General features: G+C 39.7%; 9 protein-coding genes. 5 read left to right on the top strand and 4 right to left on the bottom strand.

The annotated features are described in order from the left end of the window. Window positions 1-418 precede the first annotated feature (418 nt). The 4 genes from pstB to pstS form a co-directional block, all read right to left on the bottom strand. Complete coding sequence (gene pstB, locus A3775_RS02700) at window positions 419-1201, bottom strand: phosphate ABC transporter ATP-binding protein PstB (protein ID WP_197480082.1); 783 nt, start codon at window positions 1199-1201, stop codon at window positions 419-421. Between the two features lie 44 nt (window positions 1202-1245). Further along, entirely contained in the window at window positions 1246-2127 is an 882-nt protein-coding gene (pstA, locus tag A3775_RS02695; RefSeq protein WP_066381498.1) for a phosphate ABC transporter permease PstA, read from the bottom strand. A 59-nt stretch (window positions 2128-2186) separates the two neighbouring features. After that, window positions 2187-3188 carry a phosphate ABC transporter permease subunit PstC gene (pstC, locus tag A3775_RS02690; RefSeq protein ID WP_066381759.1) on the bottom strand — a complete coding sequence of 334 codons (1002 nt, stop codon included), beginning with the start codon at window positions 3186-3188 and terminating at the stop codon, window positions 2187-2189. A 96-nt stretch (window positions 3189-3284) separates the two neighbouring features. Continuing rightward, window positions 3285-4328, bottom strand: coding sequence for a phosphate ABC transporter substrate-binding protein PstS (gene pstS, locus A3775_RS02685; RefSeq protein ID WP_066381493.1), 1044 nt, complete (start codon window positions 4326-4328; stop codon window positions 3285-3287). 1029 nt (window positions 4329-5357) lie between these two features. Between pstS and A3775_RS02680 the strand changes: the two genes are divergently transcribed. The 5 genes from A3775_RS02680 (at window position 5358) to A3775_RS02660 (ending at window position 12999) form a co-directional block, all read left to right on the top strand. Then, window positions 5358-6866 (top strand): UbiD family decarboxylase, encoded by a 1509-nt coding sequence (locus A3775_RS02680; protein WP_066381491.1) that lies wholly within the window; start codon window positions 5358-5360, stop codon window positions 6864-6866. A 338-nt stretch (window positions 6867-7204) separates the two neighbouring features. Beyond that, entirely contained in the window at window positions 7205-7693 is a 489-nt protein-coding gene (locus A3775_RS02675; protein WP_066423744.1) for a hypothetical protein, read from the top strand. 556 nt (window positions 7694-8249) lie between these two features. Beyond that, window positions 8250-9272 carry a DUF2235 domain-containing protein gene (locus A3775_RS02670; RefSeq protein ID WP_066381488.1) on the top strand — a complete coding sequence of 341 codons (1023 nt, stop codon included), beginning with the start codon at window positions 8250-8252 and terminating at the stop codon, window positions 9270-9272. A 310-nt stretch (window positions 9273-9582) separates the two neighbouring features. After that, a complete protein-coding gene (locus tag A3775_RS02665; RefSeq protein WP_066423743.1) occupies window positions 9583-10923 on the top strand; it encodes a cytochrome P450 in 1341 nt (446 codons plus the stop codon). An 81-nt stretch (window positions 10924-11004) separates the two neighbouring features. Then, a complete protein-coding gene (locus A3775_RS02660) occupies window positions 11005-12999 on the top strand; it encodes a lipoxygenase family protein (protein ID WP_197480079.1) in 1995 nt (664 codons plus the stop codon). The last annotated feature ends 110 nt before the right edge of the window (window positions 13000-13109 follow it).

Below are 13109 nucleotides of genomic sequence, written 5' to 3'. Positions count from 1 at the left end.
GTAGGCTAATCTCAGAAAATCTATTAATTTAATAGGCTATAGAGAAAAAACAACAGTAAATTTACTGATTGGTTTAACATTTATCCTTGATAAAACCTGAGAAGGATTAACATTAACGCTAAACTTGACAGACAGGTGCATCAAGTATCAGCTTACATCAGCAGTTTGAGCTACTTTTAGGATTAATTTTACAAAAAAACTAATTACTATATACAAAAAAAAATAAAAAATATTCATAAATTCTTATGAATTTTGATTTCGTAGTCAGGGCTTTATTCCTGCCACAATCGAGGAGTAAAGTCTCCACTATCAACAAACTGTTTACCGTAAAAACTTTATTAAATATATATCAATTTATATAAACGTAACTTTTAGGGTAATGATACAGCTTAAAACTATATCACTCCCTCACTAAAATTTAACCAAAACGTCCTGAAACGTAGTCACGGGTACGAGGATCGAGAGGATTACTAAAAATTTGAGTTGTTGCCCCAAACTCGACCATCTGACCAATACGACTTTCATCAGTGCTAAAAAAAGCAGTAAAATCAGAGACGCGAGTCGCTTGTTGCATATTGTGAGTGACAATGGCAATGGTGAGTTCAGAACGTAAACTGTGAATCAGTTCTTCAACTTTCATGGTAGCGATGGGGTCAAGTGCTGAACAAGGTTCATCCATCAATAAAACTTTTGGTTTAACAGCTAAAGCACGAGCAATACAAAGTCTTTGTTGTTGTCCTCCAGAAAGTCCTAAAGCTGATTGATATAACTTATCTTTCACTTCGTTCCAGAGTGCAGCACCTTTGAGTGCAGATTCAACAATTTCATCTAATTCTGTTTGAGGAAGTCTACTTGTTATTCTCACACCATAGGCAACATTTTCATAGATGCTCATGGGAAAAGGATTTGGTCTTTGAAACACCATCCCTATTTGGCGGCGTAATCTATTAATATTAATTTTTGGGTCGTAAATATTTTGACCAAAAAATTCTACACTTCCTTCTACTTTTACGGGCCCTTCTAACTCACTAATGCGATTGAGGGTTTTAATAAAAGTTGATTTACCGCATCCACTAGGGCCAATAATCGCAGTAACATGGTTTTGGTAAATGTCCATAGACACCCCTTCAATTGCTTTAGAGGTGTTGTAGTAAAAGCTGAGGTTTTTAACTTTGATAGAAGGGTTTAGTTGACTCATAATTAAGGTTTTAAATGCTGACTCCTGAGTTCTAAATTGTGAACTTGTTAGTTAATTTTTTTCTTCCTGGTAACTAGGCGAGAAATCACGCTCACACACAAAACTAAGCCAAGTAAAACTATGGAAGTAGTCCAAACCAGTCGGTTTCTTTCTGGGTCGGGGTCGTTGTAGAGGTTAAAAATTAATACTGGTAAGGAAGCGGTAGGACTAAATAATCCCGGCGACCAATCTAAACTAAATAAAGCTGTGAAAATTAGAGGTGCTGTTTCTCCAGCCGCACGCGCTACAGCTAGTAAGACTCCTGTAGTGATGGCGGGTAGTGCAGCTTTAACGATGACACGAAAAGTAGTTTGTAAGCGTGTACCGCCTAAAGCCGCAGAGGCGAGACGTTGGTCTATGGGAATCAGTTTTAAAGCTTCCTCTGTAGTTAGTACAATAATAGGTAGCATGATTGTAGCTAGAGCAAAACCACCGGCGATCGCACTAAATTTTTTAGTCCATAAAACAATCACACCATAAGCAAATATTCCCACCACAATCGAAGGAACACCAGTCATGATACTGGTAATAAAACGAACGAAACGAGCTATAGCATTAGTTTTCCCAAATTCCGCGAGAAATATCCCTGTAAATAAACCGATGGGAAGACTGAATACACAGCCAACGATGACAACTGTGATTGTTCCTAAAATGGCATTAGCAAAGCCGTTGTCAATCACTGTTTTGACAAACATTTCTGTGCTGAGTCCACTAATACCTCGCACAATAATTTCCCACAGGATAGATATGAGAGGAATTAAAGCTAAAACCGAAAATGTGAACGCCACTGCATTCATGAAATAAGTGAATAACAGTCTGTCTTTGGGTAGCGGTTTGTATAATTCTGCTGCTAATAATTTATCTATTTCTGACGGTTGATAATTACTCATTTCGGGAAAATTTGTTAATTAACTCAAGATATATCAAGATGTGTTGATGGATGAAAAATTTATTTATTTTTTCTCCCTACCCACTGCACTAATAACCGTGCGCCAATATTTACAACAAGAGTTAAAGCAAATAAAATTAACCCCAAATAACTTAAAGCCCCAATATGTAAACCTGGGGTAGCTTCGGCAAATTCATTAGCTAATACAGAAGGAATTGTATAGGCTGGATCAAGCAAAGATAAGCTAATTTGAGCCGAGTTACCAATTACCATAGTCACGGCCATAGTTTCACCCAAAGCACGCCCTAAAGCCAGCATGGCTGCGCTGACAATTCCAGAGAACCCCGCAGGTAACAACACCCGAAAAATTGTTTCCCAACGAGTACCACCCAAAGCCATAGAAGCAGTACGTAATTGTTGGGGAATAGCCAGTAAAACATCACGGGTAATTGCTGCCATTGTTGGTAAAATCATAATGGCTAAAATTATCCCTGCTGTTAACATATTTGTGCCGACAGGGAAATCTGATTTAAATATTGGTATCCATTTCAGGTTATTGGCTAACCATTGTTGTAAGGGTTCGATCACCGGAATAAATATAAAAATTCCCCATAAACCAACAATGACGCTGGGGATGGCTGCAATTAATTCCACCACAAATGCTAATGTGGTTTGTACAGATGGCAGTAAGAAATTTTCGCTCGTGACTAAGGCAACTGCTAGACCTACAGGAAAGGCTAAAAAAATGGCGATCGCACTACTGACCAGAGTACCATAAATATAAGGTAAAGCTCCAAAAATCTCATTACCTACATCCCAATCTTTACCCCATATAAACCCAATGCCAAATTGTGCAATTGCTGGTTTAGCTTCTTGAAAAATAATCCAACTCATCACAAACAATACTGTCACTGTGATGGCAGAAAATAGATATACTAGCCTTGTAAATCCCTGTTCTAGCCAAAAATTTACCCCATCATTAGCTGTTAAGTTAAAATTTTCATTACCTAAATTGGCTTGACTTGATGAATGCTCATCAGATGGTTGAGATAAATTCGCCATAAAGTCTTTTTCAACTAGATAATCAGATGATTTGATATTCATGAGGGTGGACAAATCGCCCACCCAAAATTCATAAACAATTAGTTAGATTGCCAATTAAGGCTTAACATTGCTATTTACTTTTTGTAGTACCCGGTTTGCGACTTCCGCAGGAATTCGGGTATAGTTAAGGTCATCATTAAATTGTTGACCATCTCTTAATACCCAGTTAATCCATTTTCTGACAGCTTCAGCTTTAGCAGCAGTTGGATACTGTCTATAAACCATCATCCAAGTCAATCCAACAATGGGATAACCTTGTGCTGGATCACCGACAAAAGTACGGAAGTTATCAGGGAAGCTGACAGCTGCTAAAGCGGCGTTTGCTGTTTGTAAAGAAGGAGCCACAAATTCCCCTCTTCTATTTTGTATCTGCGCTGATCTGATGTTATTTTTGACAGCGTAGGAATATTCTACATATCCAATAGAGCCAGGAGTGCGCGCTACTAAAGCCGCTACCCCAGGATTACCTTTACCTCTGAGGACGTTTGGTAAAGTCCATTTAGGAGCAGTATTAGCACCAATTCTGCCCTTAAAATAACCATTAATGCTGCTCAAGTGGTTAGTAAAAATGAAAGTTGTACCACTACTATCAGCACGAACTACAAATCGAATTGGTTGATTTGGCAGGTTCACACCAGGGTTATCAGCTCTAATTTTTGCATCATTCCAATTGGTGATTTGACCAGAAAAAATAGCTGGTAATGTAGTACGAGACAATCTGAGATTATTGACACCAGGAACGTTGTAAACAACAGAAACAGCACCACCGGCGGTGGGAACTAAAATCACACCTCTTTTAACTTTAGCCATGTCACTATCTGTCATTGCCGCATCGCTACCGCCAAAGTCAACTGTTCCAGCTATCGTTTGACGAATCCCACCACCGCTACCAATCCCTTGGTAGTTAATTTTTAACTCTGGATGTTTCTTTCTCACTTCACGCGCATATCTTTCATATAGTGGAGCCGGGAAAGTTGCTCCAGCACCGTTGAGAGTTTGCGCTTGAGCCGTAGCTGTAAAAATAGGAGTAAGTGTCACAGCAGATGCTACAACTGCTGTGCTAAATACACGCTGAAAAACGGTGGGTGAAGAAATCATATTGCCTCGTATTTAAAGGAATACTAGCTGCATTTAATAAAGCCGTAATTAAAGTACATTTTTTAGTTTTAATTCAGGTTAAGGGTAAGTGAAGAGATATTTAAACTGTGTTTAAAAAAAGTTTTATTTTAGCCTTGTTTCTGGCTGATTAAACTTACAGCAGTTTTGGGGTAAATGAGGTACAAATTTTAGGAACAAAACCTGATGCTCAGAGACTTTCAAACCGGTTCCCTGATCCTTCCTGTTCCCTGTTAAGAGTTCCCTGCTGTAATTTTCAATAAAAAAATTTGATAATCAAGCAATATGCTGCATTGTACCAATACTTAAATTCATGCAGAAATGTTGCACCAATTTCATAAAATTTTGGCATTCTTAGACCACCACCAGAGAGTGATGAGTCATATTATGTCCGGCTAATTACTTATGATAAGTTTTCGATGCTGATCTTTTCCCTTTTCCCTTTTCTCTTTTCTTGTTCCCTGTTCCCTGTTAAGAGTTCCCTACCCCAACAGATATGATAACTATTCAAACGGACATGATATCATTAATTTCCCGATGGGAGGGCGATCGCAATTGCAGATATCTAAAAAAATAAACCTGGCAGAGTCTATGTCACCAGACTGACTGCCAGGATGGCACGGTATTTTTGAGCCATGTTTGATGCGGGTAGTGCTTATTTATAGGAAATAATGCCTATCCATAATTAAGATAACTGAAATTAATGCTGTTAGGGGTTAAGGAAAGTCAGCCTCATGGTTAATTTATAGTTAACGTCATTAGTCATTAGTCATTAGTCATTAGTCATTAGTCATTAGTCATTGGTTATTAGTCATTAGTCATTAGTCATTAGTTTTTCTCCCCCTGCTTCCCCTGCCTCCCCTGCCTCCCCTGCTTCCCCTGCCTCCCCTGCCTCCCCTGCCTCCCCACTCCCCACTCCCCACTCCCTATTTTCAATCCACGACAGCAAGCGATCGCTAATAATATAAGAAGTCTGTTTACACTTCTTAAATATTTAGCTTGACTAGAACTATGGCCAGAGATTTGCGGGGATTCATTAAAATTTTAGAAGAAAAAGGTCAATTGCGGCGAATTTCTGCCTTAGTTGACCCAGATTTAGAAATTGCTGAGATTTCCAACCGGATGCTACAACAAGGTGGCCCTGGCTTGTTATTTGAAAACGTCAAAGGCTCATCCTTCCCGGTAGCTGTGAATTTGATGGGAACCGTGGAACGGATATGCTGGGCTATGAATATGCAGCATCCCCAAGAGTTAGAGACTCTGGGTAAAAAGCTGAGTATGCTGCAACAACCAAAACCGCCAAAAAAGATTTCTCAGGCTATAGATTTTGGGAAAGTGCTGTTTGATGTACTGAAGGCGAAACCAGGACGGGACTTTTTTCCCGCTTGTCAGCAAGTGGTAATTCAAGGCGATGATTTAGATTTAAACCAATTACCTTTGATTCGTCCTTACCCTGGTGATGCTGGCAAGATTATCACATTAGGACTGGTAATTACTAAAGATTGTGAGACAGGTACGCCGAATGTCGGTGTATATCGCTTGCAACTGCAATCTAAAAATACCATGACAGTTCACTGGTTATCGGTGCGGGGTGGGGCGAGACATTTACGCAAAGCTGCCGAAAATGGCAAAAAATTAGAAGTAGCGATCGCACTTGGTGTAGATCCTTTAATTATCATGGCTGCTGCTACCCCTATCCCTGTCGATTTATCTGAATGGTTATTTGCTGGATTATATGGCGGTTCGGGAGTGCAGTTAGCAAAGTGTAAAACCGTAGATTTAGAAGTACCCGCCGATGCAGAGTTTGTTTTAGAAGGGACAATTACACCAGGGGAAGTTTTACCAGATGGGCCTTTTGGCGACCACATGGGTTACTACGGTGGTGTAGAAGATTCGCCTTTAATTCGCTTTCAGTGTATGACCCACCGCCAAGACCCAATTTATTTAACCACATTTAGCGGTCGTCCACCGAAAGAAGAAGCGATGATGGCGATCGCCCTCAATAGAATTTATACTCCTATTCTACGGCAACAAGTCTCAGAAATAGTTGATTTCTTCCTACCAATGGAAGCTTTGAGTTACAAAGCCGCAATTATTTCCATTGATAAAGCATATCCTGGACAAGCCAGACGAGCAGCTTTAGCATTTTGGAGTGCATTACCCCAATTCACTTACACCAAATTTGTGATTGTTGTCGATAAAGACATTAATATCCGTGACCCCCGTCAGGTAGTCTGGGCTATTAGTTCCAAAGTTGACCCCACACGCGACGTATTCATTTTACCAAATACACCCTTTGATACTTTAGATTTTGCCAGCGAGAAAATCGGCTTAGGTGGACGCATGGGTATTGATGCAACCACCAAAATTCCCCCAGAAACAGACCACGAATGGGGCGCGCCTTTAGAGTCTGACTCCGACATAGCCGCAATGGTAGAGAGAAGATGGTCTGAGTATGGTTTGGCTGATTTACAACTAGGTGAAGTTAACCCGAATTTGTTTGGTTACGACATTAAATAAATCTCCCATCATTGTTGACTGTTGACAGTTGACGGTTAACAGTTCAAAGATAGTCATGAGTAGGGGTTTAGCATTGCTAAACCCCTATTTTCCAAGATATCATGTAATAAATCACACCTCACAAGCATGATAATTTGCTTACCCTACTTCCCAGTTCCTCTTATCAATTAGCTATCTAACTTTACAAAAATTCGCAGTTTAAATTTACTTATGTATCAGTTTTGAAGATACTTATATCTATGCAAGGTTATTTAAGGTTACACTCTCTTGTATAGGAAATTAACTAATTTTTCCTTAAATATTGTAAAGTTCAGTTAATAAACCAGAGGTGTCTAGTTATGACCATCAGCAGTAATGGCAAAACGGTCAGCCCTCGGCAAAGACGTGCCAAACTTAAAGGAGAAACAACAGTGGAAGTTGAAAACAATCAAGGTCATAGCTTGAATCAAGAACAAGTCACAGAAGGTGCTAATTTAGCAGTGCAGGGAGAAAATTCCGATAAAAAAGAGGTAGTGGGAACACTAGCTGTTGCTGGAGTCCGTCCCATCGCCGGAAGTGACTTGCACGTAGCTGAAACAATGTCAGTAGCTGGGTTGCGTCCCATTGGTACGAGTAGTTTGCAAGTAGTTGAGACAATGAATGTGATGGGAATTCGTCCCATTGCGGCTAATACAATACAAGTTGTTGACAGCATTAATCTTTCGGGAATTCGTCCCATTGCTTCTAGTTCGTTAGTAATTTCTAGCAACTACTCGATCATGGGGAACCGTCCGGTAGCTTCAAATATTATTGATGATTCTGATAGCCTCATGGGTTTTATAGATTAAGCTAAAGATTAATCTCAGTCCTCGCAATAATCACATTAACCCAGTTCCTACATAGAACTGGGTTTTTGAGTATTTATCGGGCGGGTTAACCGAAATTACAGCACCATTTTTCAGACTTCGGTGCCGTACTTTCACCTAATAGCAAATTGCAGTCAAAGACAGTAGGGCTTTAGCAGTCCTAAACCCCTACACAAGCAGGATTATACGTCTTTCTTGATTTCTAAATATTATTTTTTAACTCAACTTAGTATAACTACGTATCTGTTCACAAATCAAACTGGATCAGGGCTTACGCACAACATCATGAAAGTAGGGGGAATACCTGCCGAAAGGCTTCGCCTAAATGAATTCACCCTACGCAATAATCAGGTTTTCGGTCAAATCTTGCGTAAGTCCTATGGATACTGAGAAAGCTCATTATGTTACCAAAGTTCATAAATTGACCAAAATCTGTAATTTAAGACTTATTTTAGAAAAAATACGGTTTTTTGTCAGTATTATCTATGTCAGAATTTATTTTGTTTTATTTAGTTAAAATTATCAACCACAATAAACTATGAAGCGTCTAGTGGTTTGCTGTGATGGAACTTGGCAAAAATTAGCTAGTCCTTGCCCTAGTAACGTAGTCAAACTGAGTCAATCAGTCAAACGAACTGCCAATGATGGGATATCACAAATCCTGTTTTATGACCAAGGCATTGGTACAGAAAATTACAAGATTTTAGGCGGTGCTACGGGACTAGGTATAGACCAGAACATCCAAGAAGCCTACAGATTTCTCTGTCTCAACTATGAAGATGGTGATGAAATATACTTATTTGGCTTTAGCCGTGGTGCATACACAGTCAGGAGTCTAGCAGGGATGATCTATTGCTCAGGTCTTCTCCAACGCAAATATATTACTGAAGCACCTCAAGCCTACGAGCTTTATCGTAACAGAAATATCAAACCGAGTGGTGAAGAAGCTGTTAACTACCGTAAAACATACGGAAAAAACGAAGGAAAACCCGTCCCCATTACTTTGTTAGGTTGTTTTGATACTGTAGGTGCGCTAGGTATTCCCGTTGTACCCCTATTCAGAAACTTAAAACCTTTGCTTCACCGTCGTTACAAATTCTACGACACAACACTAAACAAATATATCCAAAATGCGCTGCACGCTATGGCTATCGACGAAATCCGCGAGGTATTTGATGTAACTCGCATGATCAAACACCCTGATGCAGAAAATCAACGGGTAATGGAAAAGTGGTTTCCGGGTGATCATGGTTGCGTTGGTGGTGGCACTAAAGAAACCAGTCCCTTATCAGATGCTGCCTTAATGTGGATGGTAGAGTCAATAAAAGATTTGGGATTGGGACTGGATTTTGATCAAAACTTATTAACAGACTGCCAAATAGACTATAGATGCAAGTTTACTAACGATCCTGGCTTCTTTAAACTGGCAGGAATTAAATTGCGTGATGTTGGTGATGCAATTGACGGTCTTCATGAAACTGCTATCGAACGTTTGAAAACTTGTCAAGACTATCGACCCAAAAATCTAGCAAAAATTATTTCCCAACTCAATCTGAAATAATGACATCACTTGTAATTTATGCAGTGTCTCCCGCTATCAGTGAAAATGTTTTCCCTGGTACTAACTAGCCAAAAGCTACATCCTCAAAATCATTAGTAGCCCAGGATATGATGATGCCAAAGTAAAAATTAACTATTAGGGTAATCTACCTGTCCGTTTTGTGGTTGCTGATGACCAGTAACATTAGGGATTTTGTCAATAGTTAAAACCAGCAAATTCATCCTGATCAATCTGTAGGTACTAAGGTGAACAAGGAGATAGCATGGTAGACATACTGCACCAACTTTTCAAATTAATACATGGGTCGAAAATGGAACCCTTTGAGGGTATTCCAGGGCCGATTCCACGCTTTCCCTTTGGCAATGCTCTCGACTTTAAAAATAGTCTACCCTGGGAACTCTGCGCCAAGTATGGGGAAACCTATGGTGGGATAACACAAGTTTGGTTATTGGGAAAACCTGCCTTAGTTCTCAATGATCCGGAATTAATTGAACAGGTTCTGATTTCCAAACAAGAATCCTTTTATAAGGATAAGCTCCGACAAGCAGCGCGGCCGATGATGACCGATGATAGTCTTTTTCTCTTTCCTAACCAAGATCAAGACTGGAGCTTTATTCGGCGGAATCATCCTTTAAGTATGACTTATGTTCAGCAGTGGTTAGCTGAACAAGTATCCATTCTCAAGCATCAGTTCACAGAAGATATTCAAAGACTGGTTGATCGCTCAAAGTCAGGATCGTTTCCTTTCTTCCCAGCGATGAAAAGGTTTATCTTCGATGGGTTTGCTCGCGCCACTGTGGGACGAGTCTTAGGAAATCAAGCCTTTGAGGATTACTTGGTGATGGCTGAGATAGCGGATAAACGTCTTCAAGCTCGCGGTTCTTATCCCGAAGAACCCACAGAACTCAAGTATCAACAGGCTAGTCAACGTTGGTTTAGGTTGTTTGCCAATATTGTCAGTGAAGCCAAGAAAAATCCCACTGGTCAGGATCTACTGTGTCTGATGATTCGGGAAGGAGGGTCAGAATTATCGGAACAAGCATTGGGTCATGTGTTTGCAGAAATCTATTTTAGTGCCAATTTTTCCACTCCTGGGGGTCTGACCAATACGCTATATCTCCTCGATCAAAATCCTGAGTGGCGATCGCGTCTGGAAAATGAACTCAGTAGTATTTCTATGGATACTCTGACACTTGAAGATTTACAACAATGTTTACTTTTAGAACAATGCGTTCTTGAATCTTTAAGGATACTACCCCCTGTAGCGTTTTTTGGCCGTAATACCCATAGGGAAAAGACAATTTCTTTTGCAGGATATCAGATACCACCAAATACACCATTATTGATTAGTAACTGGTATCTACATCGTCATCCCACTCATTGGCCTAATCCTTTGGTTTATAATCCTGCACGTTGGGATGAAGCCACCCGTACTGCTAACCCTCTCGATAGCGACTACTTCTTTCCTTTTGGTCGGGGGGAGAGAATTTGCATTGGTCGATATTTTGGGTTATTCATCATCAAATTAGCTTTGGCAACTTTTGTCTCTCAAGTCCAGACTAAATTCGCTCCCGAACCTCCCTATAAAGCATCCTTCCAATTAGGTACAAGGTCGCCTGAAATTTTAAATGGCTTTTGTGTTCCCTTGTAAGGTTCAGTTGTGCCTCATGCCTGAGAAAGAACAGCTTTTTTCAACTTGCAAACTATTCAATCTATTTCAAAAGGAGTGATTATGTCCAAACTCAAAACAATTCTCGATGAAATTAAACAAGTTATTGGCATTAAAGTAGCTGATAGCGATTTAGGTAAAAGCAAAACAGAAAAGAAAGCAAAAAAAAGCATTGTCGAAGTTCGTGAACAAAAATTTGATAAACCTCTGGAACAGTTGCATAAAGCTACAGGTAAGTTAGTTTTTAGTGACACCAACAAGCCACTACACAATATTCTCTTAGAATTGTGGGACAGAGATATCGGTACACCTGGGGATTACTTAGGTACAGGAATTACGGATTATGATGGTCGATTTACCATCTATTATGATCCGGCAAAAGCAGGTTTTCTCGACACACCCGATTTAGAATTAAGATTGTTAGATAATCGCATTAGTTTTGATAACGATAATCAGCCTGTTTCTACCTATCGCATTGCTTACACCATCAAAGGTGATAATAATGTCAGCCAAAAAGAATATGACTTTGGCACTTGTACCGTTCCTTACTGGATTTATAAACCAGACAGCCACTTTGCAAGGTTGTTTTTTAGTGAGTTGGAAGGAACTCCAGATGATTATTCAGTCGGTCGTACACTCCAAGGTTATGATGCTGCTAGTAGTTTAGTTCCGATTAAAGCCAAGCACGTCATTACTCATACTCTCAATCCTGATCAGCCTACTCTTCCAGAAATTCAAGCTGCTTATCCTCCGAATTTAACGATTAAATTAGATCGGAAAAATCCCGGTTATAGCAGAAGTGATGAATACTTTGTTGATCGGGTTCTCAATGGCATGAATCCCTGTTTGTTACAGCGTCATAAAAACAACCCCAATCAATTCAAAGTTACATTTAATTGGGATGATTACGAAAAAGATGATGACCACGATCTCAATAATGTGGAAGCATTTTTTGAATTAAAAGATAACAAGTTGGTAGTGACTGCAATTACAGTACAAAGTCGTTATCCTGATTCTATAGCACCTCATTCTCCTCTCAAAGATCCTGTCACCTATACACCTAATGATGGGGAAAAATGGCTACAAGCTAAACGCATTTTCCGCACTAACAGCTTTTTTGCCGCAGAAATGATTGAGCATTATATTAAGGCTCATTTACAGATGGAGCAATATACCATTGCTGCTTTCCGTAACTTACGTAAAAATCCTGTGCGGTTGATGTTATATCCTCATCTAAAAAGCTTGGTGAATATCAACCAACGTGCTGATGAAGTATTGGTATCGCCAACTGTGGGTTTAGTTACCACCAATGGGCCTTTAACTCCTGGTTCAGTGGTGCAAATATGTAAGGAAAGAATGGCTAGTTATGATTGGAAAGGTTGGAAACCTCGTCAACCACTTTGTGAAGCTCATAACTTTGCTAAGATAGCTAATCTTTACTGGCAAGTTTTAACAGAATATATTGATAATTTCTTCCAAAAATATCAGGAAGAAATTGTTAAAGAATGGGCAGAAATTCACCGTTTCTCAGATGATATTATCGAGCATAGTGTAGCTTATCAACCATTACCAAAACTCACTGGTGATTATGATTGGTACGATGACAACGAGCTTGATAAACCGGAAATTCCCAGACCAACAGTCAATGGTACAGTGAAAGCAACTCGCGCCATTACTACTGCTGATCAACCCAGTGATGCAGACATCGCCAACTTGAAAGAGTTCTGTCGTTATGTCATCTTCCACATTACTCTATGGCATTCTTGGGTAAATGATCAGCAAGCTGATGAAGGTGGGGAGATATTCTATAATTCATTGGCTTTACGTGGTGGTAGTTTTGGTAGTGAAGATGATCCGGCGATCGCACCTAATATTTTAGAATCCACCAATCTCATCTACATGGTTAATGTTCTCACTGCCATTCAATACGGCTATATTCTCAAGAATGAAGATGACGACATTCCTGAAGAATTAAGAACCACATTAGCAGCTTACAAAGAAAAATTTGCTGCTTTGAGCTACGATATTGGCAACATCAGAACTTTGATCAATATTTAAACCAAGCTCAGTAGCTACAAATTGCTAGGACTTACGTTCAGACGCTATTAATAGAGGCGTTGCGTAAGTCCGAAAACTTATGCACTTGTGCATTTTTGTTACAACCAACA

The sequence above is a fragment of the Anabaena sp. 4-3 genome (assembly GCF_001597745.1).
GTDB lineage: Bacteria > Cyanobacteriota > Cyanobacteriia > Cyanobacteriales > Nostocaceae > Trichormus.
Note: the sequence above shows the minus strand (reverse complement) of the source record. Positions and strands in the feature narration are given on the sequence as shown.

Coding starts and splice junctions, on each gene's coding strand:
- A3775_RS02665 (WP_066423743.1), top strand. CDS start 9,583: ATGGAACCCTTTGAGGGTATTCCAGGGCCGATTCCACGCTTTCCCTTT.
- A3775_RS02670 (WP_066381488.1), top strand. CDS start 8,250: ATGAAGCGTCTAGTGGTTTGCTGTGATGGAACTTGGCAAAAATTAGCT.
- A3775_RS02680 (WP_066381491.1), top strand. CDS start 5,358: ATGGCCAGAGATTTGCGGGGATTCATTAAAATTTTAGAAGAAAAAGGT.
- A3775_RS02675 (WP_066423744.1), top strand. CDS start 7,205: ATGACCATCAGCAGTAATGGCAAAACGGTCAGCCCTCGGCAAAGACGT.
- pstA (WP_066381498.1), bottom strand. CDS start 2,127: ATGAGTAATTATCAACCGTCAGAAATAGATAAATTATTAGCAGCAGAA.
- pstS (WP_066381493.1), bottom strand. CDS start 4,328: ATGATTTCTTCACCCACCGTTTTTCAGCGTGTATTTAGCACAGCAGTT.
- A3775_RS02660 (WP_197480079.1), top strand. CDS start 11,005: ATGTCCAAACTCAAAACAATTCTCGATGAAATTAAACAAGTTATTGGC.
- pstC (WP_066381759.1), bottom strand. CDS start 3,188: ATGGCGAATTTATCTCAACCATCTGATGAGCATTCATCAAGTCAAGCC.